This window comes from Olivibacter ginsenosidimutans (assembly GCF_039542865.1).
GTDB classification, from domain to species: domain Bacteria; phylum Bacteroidota; class Bacteroidia; order Sphingobacteriales; family Sphingobacteriaceae; genus Olivibacter; species Olivibacter ginsenosidimutans.
In genome coordinates this window covers 556598-577852 of the sequence record NZ_BAABIQ010000005.1, presented here as the reverse complement: position 1 = coordinate 577852, position 21255 = coordinate 556598, and the positions used below count along the sequence as shown (strand labels likewise).

Sequence of the window (21255 nt, the reverse complement as noted above, 5' to 3'; positions counted from 1 at the left end):
GCGTGTTTACCGAGATGAAGACCATGTCCGCTCCCGCTATCGCTCCGTCTACGTCTGTCGAGAAGAACAGGTTCCGGCCACGGGCCTCCGCCACCACTTCGCTCAACCCAGGCTCGTAAACCGGTATACCGTTCACGTCAGGATCGTTCCAAGCCGCTATCCGTGACTCGTTCAGGTCTACAACCGTTACCTCGATGTGCGGGCATTGCTTCGCTATTACGGCCATCGTCGGGCCGCCTACATACCCCGCTCCTATGCAACAGATTCTCTTTATCTCCATGTTTTAATTTATCAAAGTATTAGCAATTATTTCCTTCCGAACTTCCACCATGGTTTCTTGTTATCCTCTGCATGATAGTAACCGTAATTGTATCCATAATATCCGCCTGCATTTTCGCTAACATCATTCAATACAATCGCCATGTGTTTCATTTTGCCTTCTCTTCTCATATCCTCAGGCAAGCCAATTAAATCATGAGGAGTATATCCCGCACGCACCAAATGTAAAGTAACATCTGCATACTCATTCAATAATTGGGCATCTGTAACCGCACCAATTGGTGGTGCATCAATAATGATATAATCAAACCGTTCCCTTGCCTCCTTCATCATTTGTGTAACACGATCACTCATAATCAGTTCCGCTGGATTTGGAGGAATAGGTCCACACGCTCCAAAGAATAATGTTTCATTATTACCTACACGATTAATCATATCATCTAATGTAAGCGATTGATCTACGATATAATTACTAATACCGACTTTATTCAAACCAGTATAAGTCTTGGAAAGCTTTGGTTTACGTAGATCGAATTCCAGCAGAAGCACCCGTTTCCCAGATACAGCATAAATATTAGCCAAATTGAGCGAAGTAAAAGATTTCCCTTCACCTGGCATACCTGAGGTTATAAGTATTACCTTATCTGAAGGTTTTGGCATCAAGAATTGTAAATTGGTTCGTAAAGCTCGGAACTGTTCAGCTAATGCAGATCGAGAGGATTTAAATTCTATCAAATCAGTTTCTGTTGGGTTATGGGTAAATTCTGCTATAACAGGAATTTGCGTACGCTTTTCAATATCTTTCCTGTTCTGAACTTTTGTATTTAATAAATCGTAAATATATAATCTACCAACAGGAATTACCAGTCCAAGTAAAAACGCCGCAAAAAGCACCAACTTCTTTTTAGGACTAAACGGTAAATATTCAGCTTTAGGAGGATCAATAATCCGTATTCCTGCAATATTCGATGTATTTGCGACAGCAGTTTCTTCTCTTTTCTGCAAAAGATAAAGATACAATTCTTGTTTCAATTGCTGTTGCCTCGATAAATCAAGAAACTTTCTTTCTTGTTCCGGTATTTGTCTGATATCCCCCTTTATACGTCCTGTATTTCTTTCGATCTCCTTTTTGCTTACTTCCAAGGTATTTCTGGTACTCTTCAAATATTCCAATATATTATCTCGCACTGAGGAAATTCTATTATCCATATTCGTAACGTAAGGATTATCCGGTGTAAATGATAATAATAACCGCTCACGTTCCAAATTCAAATTATTATAGTTATTTATTAAAGCAGAAAATGTGGCATCATTTTCTAAAAGCGATCCAGAAACTATCCTTCTGTTGTCTTTATCACTAAGAAAACTCTCAATAGCATTCATTACTTCGATTTGATTCTCGATATCAGAGAGTTGTTTTAGGTATTCTGTATTACTCTGTAGGGTGAGTTTTGATTGTTCTGTAATATTAGCAAGGCCTTTGCCTTGCATAAATTGCTGAATATTACCTTCGATTCCATTTAATTCTGCATTAACTAAAAGAATTCTTTCATCTATGAACTTTATTGTACTATCCGCAATTCTGCTTTTATCTCTTATGTTTTGTTGAATGTATTCATTTATGTAACCCGACAATATATCTTCGCCTTTAGCGGTTAATGGATACTCTAGTTGAATGTCAATTGTCGATGCTAACTTATTAGTTACACTAATATCTAAAGCCCCTTGTAAGGATGTAACGCGCCCATCTACAGAAGTTATTGTTAGCTTATAATCATTTTTATCAAATTCAGTCGTTTTTTTAGTCGATTCAACTAAAAATTTACCGTAATTATCCAAATAAAAAGGAGCATTAAAATGAAATGTCTTTTGAATAGTCTCTTCTGTTCTGGGATCTTCATATGTAAGGCTAAATTTATCCGAATCTATTACTTTTAGGTTAAAATCGGTAGTCCGAATTGAATCCGCTAGCCTTATCACATTTAACTCAAAAGGTGGTGTATTTAATTCAATATCTGCAATCTGTTCCTTTCTAAACCATGTCAAATTTAGCTTCTTATCACGAACTAGACGTTCCATCAAATATCTAGTTTTCAAAACCTCAACCTCGTTATCCACAGTACTTTTTGTACCTAAAATACTATTGATATCCATTGAAGTGCCTCCAACAAAACCACCTCCTTTAGAATCATCTTCTATTAAAAGCTTTGCATTTATTCTATACTGTGGTATCGCAAACTGCAAATAAAGCACTGCCAAGCCAAGGCATAAACCTAGACTTATTAATATATATGGCCAAGATTTTATTAGTCTGAATATAAAATCTTTGATATCAAAATCATCTGCTTTATCCATTTGACTCAAAGATTGCAAACCATTATTGTTTTCCATCAATATTTAATTTTAAAAAATGCGAGACAGTGCAACGATAATCAATGAAATTACAGTACCTGTAAACGCGAATGCGCGTGTTCTAGCACCATCAGTCGTCGCTATTTTTGATTTATTAGGCTCGACATACACGATATCATTTTGCTTGAGATAGAAATAAGGAGATTTAAAAAGTTCCGTGTTGTTTAAATTAAATCTGGCCGTTTCTTTTCCATTTGGAGTTTCTCTTATTAACAAGATATTTTCACGTTTACCATATATAGTTAAATCACCAGCCAAACCTAACGCATCTAACAAAGTTACTTTTTCACTAGGAACAGTGTAGGAAGCAGGGCGTGTGACTTCTCCAATTACAGTTATTTTGAAGTTTACAAATCTAACTTGTACTGCAGGATTTACAAAATAGGTGCTTGCTTTCTCTCTAATATGCTGTCTTGCTTGATAAGTAGTTAAACCTGCCAATTTTAGCGTGCCAATTATTGGCAATTCAACTTCACCATTCTTATCTACTAAAAAACCTGAGACCTGCTGATTACCAATTGCCGAAGCAGTACTCGCTCCAAGTACACTCGTTGTAACAGACTTCTGATTAATAGATTCAGTAGCAGATGGATCTGCGGTCTGAACTGTTATACTTAATATATCGTCTGGTTGAATTACTGGTTCGGTAAATTTTGCCTTTTCAATGGTAGTCGATACTGAATCGGGTATGTTTTGAAAATAAGTTATAGTTTTTGGAGTAGAACAGCCAAAAATAAAAAAGCCAATTAGTAATACTAAAAACGAAAAAAGAAAGCCCCGATTTGGATATTTATTCATCATATATAATTTTTTTTTCAAAAAATACTAGGTGTCCAATCTAGAAATTTACGACGTCATGAAAAGATTTTTTCGGTTGCAAATTTTCGTCAAACAAATAGGGATAATTCTTTTTGCCCATCCGTTTTGTAAGATAATTAGCCCAGTCGTAAGGGCTCCAAAGCGTAATACCCGTTACCTGCCCTTTCATTTCCCGACAAACTCTAAAAATCATGGAATATATTTGTGCTTGTTTCGTCTGTATTTGTTCTGTATAGGCATCCGAAGTAGATTTCAAATCTGCAGCTTTCATAACTTTTCCAGAACTCCTAATTGGATATATTGAAATATCTAATTCTGTTATTTGGACTTCTAAACCAATTGAGCTAAACATTTTTATAGTTTCTCTTAGATATGCTTCCGATATACCATCTATTCCCCAGTGTCCTTGCATTCCAACTCCATCAATTGGAACCCCTCTAGCTTTAGCTTTTTTAAGATATTCAAAAATCCTATCACGCTTCTTTTTCCATTCGAAACCATTATCATTATAAAAAAGTTTTGCATTCGGGTCTGCTTTTCTTGCCACATAAAATGCCTTATCAAAATACTCTTCCCCAGCTATTATATACAAAGAATCCTTATTGCTATCTAATGGATTTGGTCCAAAAAAAGGTATAGCTTCATTAACTACATCCCAACAATAAGTTTTACCCTTATAATGTTGAACTACAGTATTAACGTGCGTTTCTATTCTTTTCAAAAGAAGGTCTTTACCAACAGCCTTACCTTGGCTATAATAAAACCATTTAGGCATTTTTCGGGGCCAAACCAAAGTATGCCCCCGCACCTTCATATTATTTTTTGTTGCAAACGAGACAATCTTATCTCCAACGTTAAAATTAAAAACCCCTTCTTTGGGCTGTAGGTATGTAGGCTTCATATCATTTGCTGCAGTAATACTTGAAAATTGAGTAGTAATCAAATTAGCAATTTTAGAATTGTTAATTTGATTAGGTAGTACGGCTGCACCAATTGGGAAATAATTTCGATATGCATCTTTTAAAGAATATTGTGGTGCCCCAGATACTTTTCTTACATCTCGATTCGAGCTAGTCTTTCTAACAATGGACTTAGAGCTATCCGATGAATTTGGCCCTAGACTATCTGATTTACTTTGTATATTTTGTGTGTCATTTATGTCATAGGACATTGTGTCTTGCAATTTTTCCGATGAATTTCTAACGCTATCTGCGGAATCATTCGAAGAACTGCTAAAGGTACATCCCAAAATGATTGTACTTACAATCAGAAAACAATATTGCAACATTTTTACCATTTTTATTTCTTTTACTCCAATCTATTCAATCAATCCTCGGGCCATTTTTTTTCATATTGCTTTAGTGAGCACTTATTTTACTTTTAAGATTCAAAATAAATGAATCTGAGGCATATTTACCTATAGTCTTTTGATTTAATGGTTTCAACTCCTTCAAACATTCCAATATTTTTGTTTTAAGCTCATTCTCGTCAAAAGCAACCTCCAGTAAACCAATATCTTTAAATTTTTTTGCCGTTGCCATTTGGTGTTCATTTCTATGTTCACCAAGAGATGCCCTTCGAGGCAGTACTATTATGGGTTTGTTGCTAGTTAGAGCAGAAAATATAGACCCAGTTCCTGCGTGGCTAACAATTAACCTTGCATTGGAATAATAGTTTTCAAATTCACCTTGTGAAAGAAACCCTATTAGCTTCATATTATCGCTTTTTACCGAATATTCTGTTTCTAAAACTTGGGCATAAATTAACTCGCCTGTTAATTGATTAGCAATTTCGTCAATTGCTTTTATTAGTCGATCAAATGATGCTTGAGTTCCAGTGGTTACAAATATCATAAATTATTATAAATTATAATACGTTTCCAATATATTGTATTTTTTCATTAGTTAAATCTGGCCATTGCACAAATACTTTGTCTGCAAACTTTGTGGCAATTTTTCCGCTAAGAGAAAGTTCTTCAACATTTGCAATGCTATCAATCCAAATTGTCTTTGCAAAAAGAATTTTCCCAATTAGTAAACCAATCAATCCAGGAGCGGCACCAGTAGAAATTACAATACTAGGTCTTTCTCTTAGAAAGATACAAACCATTTTAAAAATAGTTCCAATCATTTTTGCCTTATTCCATCGGTTGAAGTCAGTAACGTGATAAAATTTAGATTCTCCTACCATATCTTTGCAACTCACTTTTGTAGAAATATATACAGTATTATATTCATCGAAAAAAGGCTTAAGCCTTAGTAATTCTATCCAGTGTCCACCAACAGATGCGATAGCCAAAACTTTTTTCTTTTCCATGGCAATACTATCTAAATTCTATACGATCTTCTATCCAATTCTTTATATTGGTTGCCCTTGCTTCAATCGTTAACTCTTTCGCTCTATTTATCGAACCTCGACGAAGCTTTTCTTTTAAGTCTGCATTTTGTTTCAGTTCTATCACTCCCTGTCGAATATCTTCTACATTATTTGGATCTATTAAAATAGCATTATCTTCTCCTAAGATATCAGCATTAAAGGGTAGAGCAGAAGAAACGATAGGTAGGCCGCAAGATATAGCCTCGACAATAGCGTTGCTGCATCCCTCATTCAAAGTGGGCATTACAAAAATATCAGACGCATTTAAAAAATCTGTCATCTCATTCGGTTTAACGGGACCTTTAAATATACAATTTTTAGCCGTTGGTTCTAACTTGCCCATACCTGCATAAGCAGTTTTAACACCTTCAAGATCTTTGGTGGCTTGTTCGACCCGTAAAATCCCTTTTCTATGATTGAATTGCCCTACAAATGACACAATAAAATCTTCTTCTTTAAAACCAAATTTCTTTCGCGCCTCCTTTTGATCTTTTATAAAGAAGCGATCTCCTTGAATAGCATTTGGAAAAACTTGAATATCTTCCTCCTTCTTCAAGCCCTTTTCCAAGAGTGTATTTTTATTTGCAGTGGAAACCGAAACGATACCAGATAAAGAGTCTATTTCTTTTTTTAAGCGCTTTAAACCATATACCACTAAATCCCTAGGCGTCGCTTCACCGTAAGCCGCAAATGAAGGAAGCCCAAACTCTCTACCTATTCTTGCAGCAGTTATACCTGCCGGTACTAAAAAATGACCATAGACAACTTCTGCGTCTATTTTTTCTCTTTTCCACACTTTTCTTACAACATGATGAAACGCGTTAGTCGTTAATCTTGAAGTGCCGTACCCTAAAATATTTTTCTGTCCAAAAGTAATATATCTGGGAAAGAACAATTTAATATCATTTCCTTTTGGACTTTTTTCAATGGCATGATAGGGTTGCTTTTTATATGAATCTAAATACTGATTTATGGGTACTGGAGCAATAACGGTACAATCTACTCCCAGATCAGCTAAAGCCCATACCAACTTTTGAACAAATACATGCCTTGTGGGTGTTAAAATATGAGGATATCTATTGCAAATAAAACAGATACTGTTCATACTTAAATATTTTTAAACGGGAATGCATCATAAATCTGTTTCTGCTTTTCAGCCATGGCCTCGGGAGTTATTTTAAACTGATCAATAACCTGATTCACCGTTGGCACAGGAACACTATCATCTGGCATATGAATAGGATTTGGTTTTAGGCCAAATGCTGAGTAATAATCTGCGAACTTGAAGCCATCGCCTTTCAAAGCGTCTGTTACTACGATCCACTGACTAGGAACATTAAAACTATCGGCTACAATTAATCCATGCAAACTACTTGAAATAATTACCTCACAAGCTGCTATTTGCCTAATCACCTCATATGGATCATCTCTCAAGTTGATAAAAATCGAACCCTTATGATAATCCATTACTCTCTTAAAAGTAGGATGATTTTGCTCGTGCATGTGCGCTACCACACCTACCTGATACTTCTTCTCAATAGGTTTATCAAAAAGATAAGGAGTTATTATACCACCGTCACCCGTTGGGATATTTAATTTTTTTCCTACAATTTTTTCTACTCGAGCCTTTGTTAACTCTCCTCTAACAGAGCAAAAATTCATGTCTCTTATAAACGAATTATCCGGGCATTCTTTACTTTCACTAAAAATAAAACCTGTACACCAAACATTATTAGGATAATTTACCCAGTTAGCCCTGATTTTTAAAGCTGTTGAATACCACCATGGATAGACTTTGTTCTTTTTCATGAAACAGTCCATTCCACTACCTATACAGCTTAGCTCACTTGTGGCAGGTTTATGTCTTTCCAAATCTTGCCCATATAAATCCCGAATCAATAATTCATTTAAAAGATCTCCCATATTGGGTAAATCTGCATAGTACGTTTTTATAACCTTTTTCATATCTATTTATTTTTTATTTTAGATCTAGTTTATTTAATTCCCACCATAAAGCAGCGTCTCTTCGAAGGATTTTAGCCGGTATTCCACCTATGATAACATTCTCTTCTTCAAACGTTTTGTTTACTACGGCATTAGCACCTATCGATACTCCATTAGCGATCTTTATAGCACCAAATAATTTTGCCCCTGGGCCAATATAAACGTTATCACCAATTGATGGCGCCTCATTATTTCCGCCACTAGCACCAATATTCACACACACATGAATCCTGCAATTAGCTCCTATTTTAGCCTGTTTACTAACTACTATTGTGCCATAATGTGGTAAAGAAAGACCCGGACCAAAAACGTTAGGGGGGATACTAAATCCAAGTTTCAACGACAAAGTCTTATATCGATAGAAATAGAATGCATAAACAACTTTTTCAAAAAGGCTTCGTCTTTTATTCCTATAGAATTCGACATTCCGCAAAAGAATAATGAATCTCCACCTTGGATTGGTCAGATATACCTTTAACTTACTGGCCATTGAACGATTCTTTATCCCCATAGCCTGCGCATCTTGCTGTATCCAATGTCTTAAATCAGCCTCACATTTTATCATGTTATACTATTATCACTTAATTCAACAAATAACTCACAAGATGCAATAAATCTGACTTCTGCTTTTCGTAAATTTCTTGATATCTTAATCTTCCTTTTTTACTAAACTGTTTATATCTATCATCATTTAAACATATTTGCAAGAGTCGATTCTTAATCTCCGCAATATCAAAGGGGTTAGTATAAAGCACTCCTTCTCCACATATTTCCGGAATTGAGGTTAGTGGACTCGCAATAACCGGCTTAGCATGCCTCATAGCTTCAAGTGGTGGATATCCAAACCCTTCGTTTAGGGAAAGATACATTAAAGCATAGCAATGTTCAAAGAGATGATTTAAGTAATCTTCGTCAACGTACTCTAAAAAAACAAATTTATCTTTATGTATTAGATGTTTAGAAAAAATTTCTGGGTTATTAACTCCAGTAATTACCATTTTCTTTTTTATATATGGCCTTTCTGTAAGCATTTGATCAAATGCTTGCATCGCTCTGAGATTATTTTTGATCCATCTATTCCCACTAACAAGCAAAAAATATTCATCCCTTAAATCATCTATATGTTTATCACGATGCAAATTGGGAGAATTATAAGCATAATCTGTAACACTAGGACTATAGAAAACTTTGATATTTTCTGGGTTTATCGTAGGAAAGTAGTTAGCTATTGAATATTTGGTGTGTTCAGAAACAGCTATAACCTTCATTTTGCCAACCACATATCTTTCTAATCTCATCTTATCTTTTTTGATAAAATGACGATCAAAAAGAATTTTAAATGTATATTTAATCTTTTCTTTTGAGGATTTCGTAAATCTAAGCGTATGAAGCGAATATCTGGTTTCTAACATACGCAGTCCATGAACCGTTCCATAAAAATCGCAATCGGTTTTTAGCACATCTAACATATATTCAGGCAAGGCCGAATAAAATCTTTTGATATCATATTTTTTAATCGCAGTACAAATGTCAAAATTTACTTTATCTATTAATTGAATTTGCATCTCCTTACAGCAATTTTGAATATCTTGATCCAACTCTTTTAACGAGTCGAAATAGCCAAAAATTGTCCAACCTGTATTCAACTTGCAAAGTTCCAAAAAAACTTTTTTTGCATACTTTCCTCCTCCATGGAATGCCCCTGAAGAATTAGGTTGCGACGCAACTAAATCATAAAGAAAATTCATTATTAAAGCGATCTTGTGTTCAATTAAATAGCATTCTTTTACTTCTCAAAAAATTATCTGTCTTTGAAAGTTGAAACAATGGCGATTGGAATTTCTCGTATATCATGCATCGTTTTAATTGCATAATATATAAAATCAAGAACAAATAAAGTGTCAACTGAATACCCGTAAAAACAGTAAATAGAACGTATCCTATTAGGCCTCCCCGTAAAACAATATAATTCATATCATCATACACTTGAAGGCGGGCTTGGGCATACTTAATGAATTGAAAACACATAAAAAAGAAAAATGCCCATAGCGTTAATCCAAGAATTCCCGTTTCCACTAATGCCATAAATAATATACTTTCAAAACCCTTTAATATCGGATGAACCCCGAAGGTCGTGCTATAATCTTTTATAAATCCTTGTCCAAGCCCAGTTAAGGGTGACTTTTCAATCATATCAAATGATCCTTCTAACTGTTCGAGCCGACCTGAAGCACTAGATCCCTTTATATCATCGTTACTTTTCTGTGAATCATCCCAAAAAAACAAAGTAGACTCAAAGAAATCTTGATATTTACTTAGCGCTGGTACTTGATATAACAAGACAACGACAGTGGCAAAAATACCGAAACCATAGGTAATAAATCTTGTTTTAATTTTTACATTGCTAAATAACACAATATAAGCAATCCCTAAAATTAGTGCTAGAAGAGCAGATCGACTACCACTAAAAAAGACATTTAGAAATAACAACCCCAATAGAGAAATATTAACTATCCTCCATTTAAAAACCTTATAATTGAAAAAGAAAAAAAACAGCAACAAATTAATTCCACCCCATGTTAAGGGATGTGTCGCTGTTCCTTGAACCCTTCCTGCCAAGCCAGCTCTTGCTTCTTCCATAAAACGAACCCCCTCCCGAGTAGGATCGTATATTGCATTAATAAGAAGTATATATGGATTTGAAAGTGTAATATAGCAAATTACACCATATAATGTTATAAAGAAAGTTGTTATACCTATAATTTTATAAAATTGCCGGACATCTTTCTCTGTTTGGTAAATTATCCATCCTATGAAGCATAAACTAAACTCAGTATAAAAGAGTTGTATCAAACTGCTCATCTGAACTGAAACGCCCATATCACTACCAAAAAATGCCAAAAGAAAATGACCACCTAAAAGAACAAAAAAAGGTTTATAAAATTTGGAAAATATTTTCACTTCGTATGGTCTTCTCAATAGCAAATTTAGAACCAACACTCCATATAACATCAAGGTCAGACTCGAATTTAAACTCAACTCTACAACGCCTAAACTAATTCTCACAATACCAGGAACTAATAGTCGGCAAGCAACTACCAATGCAAATCCTAACTGTATTCTATACAAAAGAACAATAGATACTATTAAGAAAATTAATAAAAAAGCAATAGACAACATATTATAAATTCCTTTTCATATTGTGAACATACCGCAACATCAATTGAATGTTTTAACTGTTTTTTTAAAAAAATAAAGAATATTAGACCTGATAATCGTTTTAACAGAAATTCTTAGTTTCATATTCTTTAGCTTTGTTGAAATTCGGCCAGGCATGATACTTCTGAAACTCATCAAATAGCTATAAATCCAATGATCAATATAATTATCGAGTTCAGCTGTAAGTTTTCCTTTAGAAAATAGATAATCTCTAATCCTAAATCGCAAATTAATCGAATTATTTATAATTTCCTCCTTTTTATCAAAATCGGTACTAGCGGATATAGAGTTTTCTTGTTTATAAATTTTAGCACAAAGATTTGGATCAATAATGATCCTTCCATTATTTTTCATAATTCTAAATAACAAGTCGTATTCTTGAGCTGAAGTTAGCTGCTCATCCCATCCATTAACTGACTCTAAAGCCCTTTTAGACCATAAGTTAGCACTGGTTATGCCTAATTGCGATGAAATAAGCCCTTTCCAGATATCTACTTTAGGCAATCTAATTGTTTCAAGTATGTTATTGGCCGTTATTGATTTATTTTTATCCTGAAACTTATAATAAATACTTTTAATCTTGATTAATTTTGACTGCAGCTTTTGTATCGTCTTATATCCACCACAGACAACATCCGCATTATTTTCCTCTGCCAAGGCAACCTGCCTTTCTAATTTATCGGTAGATATTTCGTCATCAGCATCAAGATATTGAACCCAAACTCCCTTAGCTTCCCCCAGCCCCTTATTCCTCGCTGCCTGTGCTCCTCTTTTTGGCTCTTCAAAAACGTAAACCTTACTAGGATATGCCACTGCATACCGTTCTAATATTTTAAGAGTTTTATCCGTTGAATTATTATTTACTAAAATTATTTCCCAGTCCACACAGGTTTGATTTAGCACACTTTCAATAGCTCTGCTAACAAACTTTTCGCAATTGTAACAAGGGATAATAACAGATACTTTTGCCATTCTTTCTTGAGACATGATGATAAACCTTATTTCTTTAAAAGAAAAGTTATATTTTCACGAATTTTTAACCAAATAGGTATGTTCAAATCCAATTGTTTAATTTTCACAGAAATCTCTTCTGGCGCCTTATTTTTTGCCCTCATTAAATATCTAAAGATAAATCTATTGTAAAAGCGATTTATCCGATTATTATAGAGGCCTTTCCCTTGAAGATAACTTACGATTTGCTCTCGCAAATTTAAGAAATTCAACAATATTCTTACTTTCCTATCTCTATCTCCAGCAATTGAAATGGAATTACTCCTTCGAAATACCAACGTTAAAGGCTTCGTATCACGCACAACGTTTTGGGTCATTTTGAGAATCCTAAATAACAAGTCATATTCTTGAGACGAGGTAAGCTGTTCATTCCAACCACCTACCTCATTTAAAATCCTCTTTTTCCATAAATTCGCACTTGTTATGCCCAACTGAGAGCAAATAAGACCTTCCCAAATATTACCTAAATAAGGCTTTTTAACAATTTCAAGGGTATTTCCTCTTAAAGATAAGTTAGGGAAGCAAACAGCGTAATAGAGTTTTTTAAAAAATTGAAGTCTAGGATTTACTTTTTGAACGAAAGTATAAGAACCACATATAACATCTACATTTGAGTTTTTAATCATTGAAATTTGATGTGCCAGTTTATCAGGCAATAGAATATCATCAGCATCTAAATATTGAATCCATTCACCTGTAGCAGATTCAAGCCCTTTATTCCTTGCGGCCGGTGCCCCCCTTTTTAATTCTTTCAAAACTTTAACGCTATCTGGATGCTCAGCTTCTATCATCTTTAAAGTGTCAAAAGTATTATCCTTCGAATTATTATCGACAAGTAACAGTTCCCAATTTTTATAGCTTTGGGAAAAAACACTGTCGACTGCATTACGCACAAAATCAGCACAGTTATAGCATGGAATTACAACGGAAACTTTCATTCTTAGACTAATTTGCAAACAAATGACTTACTTCATTTTCAATCAATTGTCTATTGCTGCTAGATATCTTTGCTACTCTTTTTAGGGTTTCATCTTTATTATCTAAAATATTTACAAACCGCCTTAAGTTTACCGAACTATCGTCTTCCATATTTAACAATATATCTTCAAGGCTGTTATCTTTATAAATATTTACAATCTTTGCATTATCCAAACTGGCAACTAGAGGAAAAGCCATTGTTTCAACTTGTACAGCCAAAAGTAAAACATGTAATCTATTACTTATTACGAAAGCAGCATTTTTATAAAGTTGCTCTGCTGTATCCAATGTTAACTTTTCATCAATTAATCTTACGTTCCAGCCATCTTGACTTAAAAAGTCAACAATTTGCAGAGAGGAGTCCCTATCAAAAAGTACTTGATAAGCAACTACAATTTCTTTCTCATGTAAAGAACCTACACTTAATATTTCTTTTAACCTTACCAAAACAGGTTCTAAATATCCTTTATCATATTTCGTGCCGTATGAATTTGACCTAAAACTAAGTACGATATAATCATCAGAACCACTGCTCTTATTGATAGGCTCATAAGACCAAGCCAAATCGGGAGCGAATTTATAATTTCTAAAATGCCATTCCTTTGCAAGGCTTATTGAACCATAATCTCTTAACGCATATAAATTAAAACACCGGCTTCTTAAAGACTCTGCAATTGCATTTATCTTGTCAAAAGGTCCGATAGAAAAACCTATACGTATTATCTTACAGCCAAGCCAGCGCAAAATAAGCAACTTCAACGAACCTTTAAGGCTTTGAATTGCACCATTTTTCCCTTTCCTTGAAGTATGACCAGGAGGAAATACCAAGATATATTTTCGCTTAGTTCTCTTAAAAATATTTTTTATCAATATTGAAAATATAGCTTTTTCAACGCCATTAGGTGAGTATTGGGATAATCTCTCAGCTGATGAAGAAATTACATCTAGAAACCAATCTGGCCTATTTCTATCCTCAACGACTATCGTACCATACTTCCTTAATATTACCAGCAAAGCCTTATTTATTAAAACGTCACCAGTATTCTCGTATTGGCTTGCAGGCTTGAAAAAAATAATATTGTCTTCCTTGGCCATTTTATTTCTTTTTAAAAACCATACTTAAAATCATGCTCCTCTCTGTTTTACTCAACAGAATAAATGATATTACTGAGAAAAACGCAAACAAAGCACAGCTATGAAAAATCAATTTAGTCCACGATTCTATAGTAAAAACTTTCGGATAGACATAAAATAACACCAAAGCAATCCCAACTAAAACGATCGAACTTAATGAAGATTTAAAAAACGTAAACCAGTGTACATTCATATTTCTCGCTGCGTATAATGGCATAAAAACAAAATTCTTTAATGTTAAAACGATAGCACTAGAGATTGCAACACCATATAATTTAAGGTTTGTATACTTTACCAAACAAATAGCCAATATTAAGTTAAGTAAGCCCATTAAACAAGTCATTACTCCCGGAACTCTAACTTTATTAAAGGCTCTATTGACAGAAAATAAAGGTTGTACACCTAAATTTATCGGCAAATGTACCATTACAACAATGAACAACCACTTCATAGCAGAAAATTCGGGTTTAATCCATATACCAAGTAGGTATCCAGAAATAACTATCAAGACACTCACGGCACATGCAATAAATAAGGTCAATACTTTATTAGACAATTGCGAAAGTTTTATCATCTGATCAAATTCCTTTTTCGCATATAACGTCAAAATTAGGGGTCCTAAGGCCCCTGATAGAGAAAGAGAAAATTGTCTAATCATATTACTCCATTGTAATACAATACTATACTTACCGGCTTCAACATTACCCAAAATCTTATTTATAACGATTAGATCTATTTGTAAAAAGAGGATACCACCTAATTGAATAACAATAAGCCATCCTCCCATAGACAATAAGCTTTTTAAATTTTCCCATCTAAATTTTGAAGGGTTAATTTTGATTGTAGGTGTATATTTTCGAAACAAATAATAACTATAAATACTGCCTATTACACTTCCAACCAGAACAGCAAAACCATATCCTTTTAAGGAAACAGCAATAAAAACGTAAATACAAACCACTAACAGGACTCTAGTAAATGTATTTATAACAGACACTCGATTCACTAAATCTAACCTATTGGCAACGTAAGCAGATGTATTAAACACGGCAGTAAAAGAAGTCATTATAAAGGCAATACTAACACATAAGAATTGGATAGACGCATCTGATTCTGCTCCATCCGGTAAGGAAATAAAGGAAGATACGTTAAGCGAAAAATAAATAAGGAACGGCGTCAATATAATAAGAATTACAGATAAAGCCGTAAACGCTGAATTAAACGTATAATTTGCATCTTCGCTGTCATCTTTTTCCAAATCGATTGCCAAAAATCGAGATAACGAACCATTTATTCCAACAGTAACAAGCGAAGCGTAACCTATCATTGTAGTAGCCAATGGAATCAATCCATAGGTCCCAACTCCTAATTGTTTTATTAGGAAAGGTGGTAACCAAAAGCCAATGACCCCATTTAGGAAAAAAAGAGTTATGTTAGATAACAAATTTTTAATAAGTGCCTTTTTCTTATTCATATATCTATCGATGCGACTGTTGAATTACGTTTTAAGGTCTCGCATAAGCCTTATACCATTCAGTAAATAGAGAGATACCCTCTTTAATTGAAGTTTTTGGTTTGTAATTAAAATTATTGATTAGATCATCAATGTCGGCCCAAGTTGCTAGTACGTCTCCAGGTTGCATGTCCATCATTATCATCTTAGGCTTCTTACCCATGGCCTCTCCTATAGTTTCAATAAACTCCATTAATTCAATGGGTTCATTATTCCCAATATTATAGACTCTAAATGGAGCAGTAGAACTTGAAGGATCAGGAAATTTCCCGTTCCACTCTACATTTGGCTGTGCAGGATTGTCTAAAACATTAATTATACCATTAACAATGTCATCTATATACGTAAAATCCCTTTTCAACCTTCCATGATTAAACACTTTAATTGGTCTATCCTCTCTAATCGCCTCTGCAAATAAATAGTAAGCCATATCTGGTCTTCCCCATGGGCCATAAACAGTAAAAAAACGTAAAGACGATGTTGGAATCTTATACAGATGACTGTAAGCATGAGCCATTAACTCGTTCGACTTTTTCGTTGCAGCATAAAGAGATACCGGATGATCGACGTTTTGTTTGACTGAGAATGGCATAGACTCATTCATACCATAAACACTTGAAGAACTTGCATAAACTAAATGTTTAACATGAAAAGCACGACATACTTCCAAAATATTCAGAAATCCAACTACATTAGATTGTACATACGCATCTGGATTCTCAATTGAATATCTAACTCCCGCTTGCGCCGCAAGATTTATAATAGCATCAAAACTATTATCTTTACATAATTCGTTTAGCTCATCTTTATCTTCAAGATTCATTCGAATAAACTCATAATTCGAGTATGTTGAACTTTGCGCTTTTTTATGCCATTCAATTTTGGATTTCTCAATTCCTGCTTGTTGGAGTCTCGCATATTTTAAACGAACATCATAATAGTCGTTAATATTATCTATTCCGACTACGTAGTCTCCACGATTCAATAGGTAATTAACAACAAAAGAGCCTATGAAACCAGCCGCACCTGTCACTAAATATTTATGTGCCATACTTCTATACTATAACAATTTACTTTTTTTCTGCTGTAGTTGCCAATTTAACTTTAATCAGGTCCAGAACGTATGCATTATACTTATCAACCCCCTTCTGATTTAGATGGCTCTCATCAAAAAAGCAACTATCAGGTAAAGACAAAACCTCGTTCATATTATGATATTCACCCAATCTTGAAAAAATGGAATCAACTTTATCTGCATCAGCTACCATTTTATATTTTTCTCTAGGAATAGGGGCTTGCATAATAACAAAATCGATATTTCGCTTCTTGAGGATTGCAATCACATTCTTAAAGGCCTTTATTTGCTTTGGAGTGATTTCGTATCGATCGGGTTTACGAATCCCATCAGACTTATAAACATTATTGGATTCTACATAACCACCGGGAATATATCGATTACCATCCTTAGTTACTTTTTTTTCTTTAAAACCATTGTTTAAATCAAACATTTTTCTATACCAACTATATATTAATGTGTTATACGTTCTTATATCCTTTGATCGATCGACTAAATCGATTATTTCCTTGTCCAAACTAATATTAGATAATAAATCAGTAGTAGATTCCACTCCATCCAAGCCAAAAAGCTTCGGATAAACATCCACAATTACAAACTTTGGATTTATTTTGTTCAAATACCTGTTAATGAGATATTCCGTCTGAATAGGAGTTTGAGCAGAAGACCCTAAATTCATCACTTTCAAACCACTCTTCAAAAAAATTCGTGGATCATACCCTCTATACGCATGAGAAGAACCTAAGATCAATATATCGGCATTTCGAATTGTATCTGCCTGCTTAAATCTACTATAAGAAAAACCATCACTTCCAAGCGAAAAAGGTAAATTAGGCCTATATCGGCGTGGGACATAAGAACCGGTAACAATCATTGCAACTAAGCAAAAAACGGTAGTATAACAAATATATAGAAATAAAGAAAAAAGAAATCTTTTCATGACAAAATTCTAAAATTGAAAATATATGAATTCTGTACCACCTGTATTCATATACATTATTATTATAAAAATAAGCAAAGAATAAAGTGACCACCTAAGCATTTTCGGCCAAGACAATCCTAATTTTTCAATAGCAAAGTTGTTTTCGCGTCCAATCCATTCGATAATCATAAAGGGAATGATTAAGATTAAGCAGATTTTTGATGCTCTTAATTCTGGAGCATGAGTAAAAGGTAATTTAAAAAGGTTTTGTGAAAATATACTACCAATATATTCGAATGCGTGCTTTACACTTGCTGCCCTAAAAAAAATCCATGCAAAAACGGTCAAACTAAAAGTAATTATCATCTGCAAAAGCTCTCTAAAAGAAGGGAATAGTCTCCCTTCTGCTATTACGCCTAAATTCCTTCTATTTGTTTTAAAAATTATTGAAGGCATAATAAATAATGCGTTTAGTCCTCCCCAGACAATAAATGTCCAATTAGCCCCATGCCAAAAACCACTTACTAAAAATATAATAAATGTATTACGTATACTCATCCATATTCCGCCTCTACTCCCTCCCAAAGGGATATATAAATAATCTTTAAACCAAGACGATAGCGAAATATGCCATCTTCTCCAGAACTCAGCAATATCCCTTGAAAAATAAGGAAAATTAAAATTTTTCAAGAGTTCGAAGCCAAATAGCCTTGCTACACCTAACGCTATATCCGAATAACCCGAGAAATCACCATAAATTTGGAAGGTAAATAACAATGCCCCTAAAACTAAAGTACTTCCAGAATAAGCTGATGAATTATTAAAGATCATATTCGCATATTCAGCACAATTGTCAGCTATAACGACCTTCTTTACGAATCCCCATAAAATCTGACGTAAACCACTTACTGCTTGTGTATAGCGAAATTGTCGCTCTCTCTCAACTTGTGGCAATAGATGTGTTGCACGTTCTATTGGCCCCGCTACCAGCAATGGAAAAAAGCAAACAAATAAAGTGTATTGAATCCAATTGGTAGTCGGTTCTATCCGTCTGTTATAAATATCAAATACATAAGAAAGGCCATGGAAGGTATAAAAAGAAATACCAACAGGTAGAATAATTTGCAAAGTAGTTATCGAGGGTTTAAAACCAAATAAACTAACAAAATCCGCAAAGGAATCAGCAAAAAAATTATAATATTTAAAAAACCCTAAAAAACCCAAGTTGGTTCCAACACTTAGAATTAACCAAAATTTTCTTGCTTTCTGATTTTCCGACCGATATATCTTTAAGCCGGTATAGAAATCCAAAAAGGTTGAAAAAGCTAACAAAAATACAAACCGCCAGTCCCAACAACTATAAAAATAATAACTGGCAATCATCAATAAGACATTCTGCCATTTTAATGATTTATTAAAAACGAACCAGTAAAGTATAAATACAATAGGTAGGAATATTAAAAAAGCGAGAGAATTAAATAACATATATTATTAACTCAAATTTAAATTTTCTTTGTTTAGACGTTTAAACCATTTATTCGTACCACATCCTCATCATCCGATGGGTTTTCTTCATCTATATGTTGCCAAATCTGTGCAATAATACCCCAATTTTTTAAGCCTACCAAACGATGCCGTTTTTTGGGTTCCAAAAACAGATAATCGCCACAATTTTTTACCTGAACATCGGGATCTTCATCACTATCGTTAACTTTTACCCCTACTTCACCAATAATCACCCGCCAAAGCTCCGCCCGCCGTTCATGGTATTGCCAGGTAATAGCTTTCCCTGGTTCTACAACCAATATTTTTGGACGTATAGGGAGTTTGGTGGAAAAAGTATGGGGATCTACCGATGTGAAATAAGCCTCGGCAAAGGCTGCTGCCTGTGCTTCATCAATCAGAATGGAACCTCCCCAAGGCTGCTTGTCATCTTGGGCTACAATACTAAAACCTTGCTTGATCAATTTGGTGCGGATTTCTTCGAATAAGTCTTTTTTAGAGGATATTCTCATTCTTTTTTTGTTTTATGTTAACCTCCCCAAGGTGCCTTGGCTTCACTTAGCGTGACGAAAGATAATTTATCGTATCGAGGGAAACAATTGCTCCCTTCTGAACAACTATCACGCCAATAATTCATATTTATTAAATCGGAAACAAAATAAGGTGTTTTAATAAAAAAAACCAATAAAATTTATTTTTTGTTAACAGTATGTTAACTTTTTTCATTATTACTGAAAATAAAAATATTAAATACAAACGACTATTGATGACTTTTTCTTGTTGGATGTGTATGAAAGGAGGGAATATGTGTATATAATCCTTCTTTTTGTCTTGACACAAAAAGAAACAAAAAAGTCAAGGCTGCATGTCTCTCGCTAAAAATAGCTTTCCGCCGCTTGTTCTGTGGAGCCGCTCTCATCACATATCCATCCCTTCGCTTTTTCACAGAACCTTTTTCCGCTCTCCAAAGCTATTTTCTTAACGCGAAATCCATGAGGCCGACAAGCCCTACGCGCCAGAGCCCCGTATGATTGTTAGACAATCTTCTACTAACAATTAAGCTGTTTTCCTCTTCGAGTTTTTTCTTTCTACGTGCCTTAGCTGATTAACGTTATTTTCTTTACGCTTCTGACAGTCAAATCATCAATACTTGTCAACAACGCCGTGTACATCCCAAAAATCTGATCCGTTTTTACCAAATTTTTGACTACTATTTAATCCGCAAAGATGAATAACAACCTAATCGCTTGCAATACTTAGTTTCCGGTATTTTTTTATTGTTTTTACTAACGTTAAATTAACACTTTTCCATGATTGTATACTTTTTTGTGCATGTTTTTTATTAAAAGTACAGCCTTAGATGAATGTTAACAATTACTGTATGCTTTTTTTGCAGTATTTTCTATACACTGTACGCTTTTTTATACAGGTTTCTTTTTTTGTTTACTTAAAAGGCAAATAAGGATAAAAATTAGTCTGATGGTAATAAGTTAAAATGAAATACCCAGCATCAGGAGAATCTCCACTTCGGTCGAAATAACGAGGAAGGGAAAAAGATACGCATACTATTATCCATCCCTATGGTAAGGAAACACTATCCGAAATCGCTCGGGTACTCGCCGCACACTGCTAATGACCTGGAAGCGAGCAGCAATCACATTTTACCATTGGAGTCCCGTTCAAGACCAATACAAGTCCAATACAAGCTAGCATTCAGCTCCCGAGCCAACTTCAAGCGGGATCGAAACGGGACACCATGAATTTCTCCACCTATGCGGAATATCAAAGGGTATAAAACGTACGTTTGCAGCTGGGGCAACGGTAATGCTTCAACGGTAAAAAACCTAACAAGCCCTTCACTAAAGGGTTTCGGTGTATGCGAAAGCAATCGTCTGCTCCGCATTTTTTACAGATGACACGTTGTTGGGTATGAGGTTGATTCGTGTTTTGGGATACGATCATATACAACAAATTTTTAGCTAATATCTAAAGTACGTGACAAAAAGTTTT

The 21255-nt window shown here is 34.4% G+C and carries 18 protein-coding genes and 1 pseudogene; all 19 read right to left on the bottom strand.

What is annotated here, in order from left to right; translation table 11 throughout:
- Positions 1–280, bottom strand: a pseudogene (locus ABD930_RS06070) (nucleotide sugar dehydrogenase); the annotation flags it as partial.
- 26 nt (positions 281–306) lie between these two features.
- Positions 307–2670, bottom strand: coding sequence for a GumC family protein (locus tag ABD930_RS06065; RefSeq protein WP_345230808.1), 2364 nt, complete (start codon positions 2668–2670; stop codon positions 307–309).
- A 12-nt stretch (positions 2671–2682) separates the two neighbouring features.
- Entirely contained in the window at positions 2683–3492 is an 810-nt protein-coding gene (locus ABD930_RS06060) for a polysaccharide biosynthesis/export family protein (protein ID WP_345230807.1), read from the bottom strand.
- A gap of 37 nt (positions 3493–3529) precedes the next feature.
- On the bottom strand, positions 3530–4807 hold the full coding sequence (locus ABD930_RS06055; RefSeq protein WP_345230806.1) for an endo-1,4-beta-xylanase: 1278 nt from the start codon (positions 4805–4807) through the stop codon (positions 3530–3532).
- A 61-nt stretch (positions 4808–4868) separates the two neighbouring features.
- Positions 4869–5363 carry a glycosyltransferase gene (locus tag ABD930_RS06050; RefSeq protein ID WP_345230805.1) on the bottom strand — a complete coding sequence of 165 codons (495 nt, stop codon included), beginning with the start codon at positions 5361–5363 and terminating at the stop codon, positions 4869–4871.
- Positions 5364–5376: 13 nt separating this feature from the next.
- A complete protein-coding gene (locus tag ABD930_RS06045) occupies positions 5377–5826 on the bottom strand; it encodes an oligosaccharide biosynthesis protein Alg14 (protein WP_345230804.1) in 450 nt (149 codons plus the stop codon).
- A 7-nt stretch (positions 5827–5833) separates the two neighbouring features.
- Complete coding sequence (locus ABD930_RS06040; protein ID WP_345230803.1) at positions 5834–6991, bottom strand: glycosyltransferase family 4 protein; 1158 nt, start codon at positions 6989–6991, stop codon at positions 5834–5836.
- 2 nt (positions 6992–6993) lie between these two features.
- Positions 6994–7851: a polysaccharide pyruvyl transferase family protein gene (locus ABD930_RS06035; RefSeq protein WP_345230802.1), complete on the bottom strand. Its 858-nt coding sequence runs from the start codon at positions 7849–7851 to the stop codon at positions 6994–6996.
- A 13-nt stretch (positions 7852–7864) separates the two neighbouring features.
- On the bottom strand, positions 7865–8455 hold the full coding sequence (locus ABD930_RS06030; RefSeq protein WP_345230801.1) for a serine O-acetyltransferase: 591 nt from the start codon (positions 8453–8455) through the stop codon (positions 7865–7867).
- A 16-nt stretch (positions 8456–8471) separates the two neighbouring features.
- Positions 8472–9638 carry a glycosyltransferase gene (locus ABD930_RS06025; RefSeq protein ID WP_345230800.1) on the bottom strand — a complete coding sequence of 389 codons (1167 nt, stop codon included), beginning with the start codon at positions 9636–9638 and terminating at the stop codon, positions 8472–8474.
- A gap of 19 nt (positions 9639–9657) precedes the next feature.
- Positions 9658–11070 (bottom strand): O-antigen ligase family protein, encoded by a 1413-nt coding sequence (locus tag ABD930_RS06020; protein ID WP_345230799.1) that lies wholly within the window; start codon positions 11068–11070, stop codon positions 9658–9660.
- Positions 11071–11109: 39 nt separating this feature from the next.
- Positions 11110–12096 (bottom strand): glycosyltransferase family 2 protein, encoded by a 987-nt coding sequence (locus ABD930_RS06015; RefSeq protein ID WP_345230798.1) that lies wholly within the window; start codon positions 12094–12096, stop codon positions 11110–11112.
- Positions 12097–12107: 11 nt separating this feature from the next.
- Positions 12108–13058 (bottom strand): glycosyltransferase family 2 protein, encoded by a 951-nt coding sequence (locus ABD930_RS06010; RefSeq protein WP_345230797.1) that lies wholly within the window; start codon positions 13056–13058, stop codon positions 12108–12110.
- A gap of 7 nt (positions 13059–13065) precedes the next feature.
- Complete coding sequence (locus ABD930_RS06005; RefSeq protein WP_345230796.1) at positions 13066–14193, bottom strand: polysaccharide pyruvyl transferase family protein; 1128 nt, start codon at positions 14191–14193, stop codon at positions 13066–13068.
- A gap of 1 nt (position 14194) precedes the next feature.
- On the bottom strand, positions 14195–15706 hold the full coding sequence (locus ABD930_RS06000) for an oligosaccharide flippase family protein (RefSeq protein ID WP_345230795.1): 1512 nt from the start codon (positions 15704–15706) through the stop codon (positions 14195–14197).
- A gap of 31 nt (positions 15707–15737) precedes the next feature.
- Positions 15738–16796: an NAD-dependent epimerase gene (locus ABD930_RS05995; protein WP_345230794.1), complete on the bottom strand. Its 1059-nt coding sequence runs from the start codon at positions 16794–16796 to the stop codon at positions 15738–15740.
- Between the two features lie 19 nt (positions 16797–16815).
- Positions 16816–17760: a hypothetical protein gene (locus ABD930_RS05990; protein WP_345230793.1), complete on the bottom strand. Its 945-nt coding sequence runs from the start codon at positions 17758–17760 to the stop codon at positions 16816–16818.
- A gap of 9 nt (positions 17761–17769) precedes the next feature.
- Complete coding sequence (locus tag ABD930_RS05985; RefSeq protein WP_345230792.1) at positions 17770–19227, bottom strand: MBOAT family O-acyltransferase; 1458 nt, start codon at positions 19225–19227, stop codon at positions 17770–17772.
- A 32-nt stretch (positions 19228–19259) separates the two neighbouring features.
- Complete coding sequence (locus tag ABD930_RS05980) at positions 19260–19757, bottom strand: cupin domain-containing protein (RefSeq protein WP_345230791.1); 498 nt, start codon at positions 19755–19757, stop codon at positions 19260–19262.
- Positions 19758–21255: the final 1498 nt, after the last annotated feature.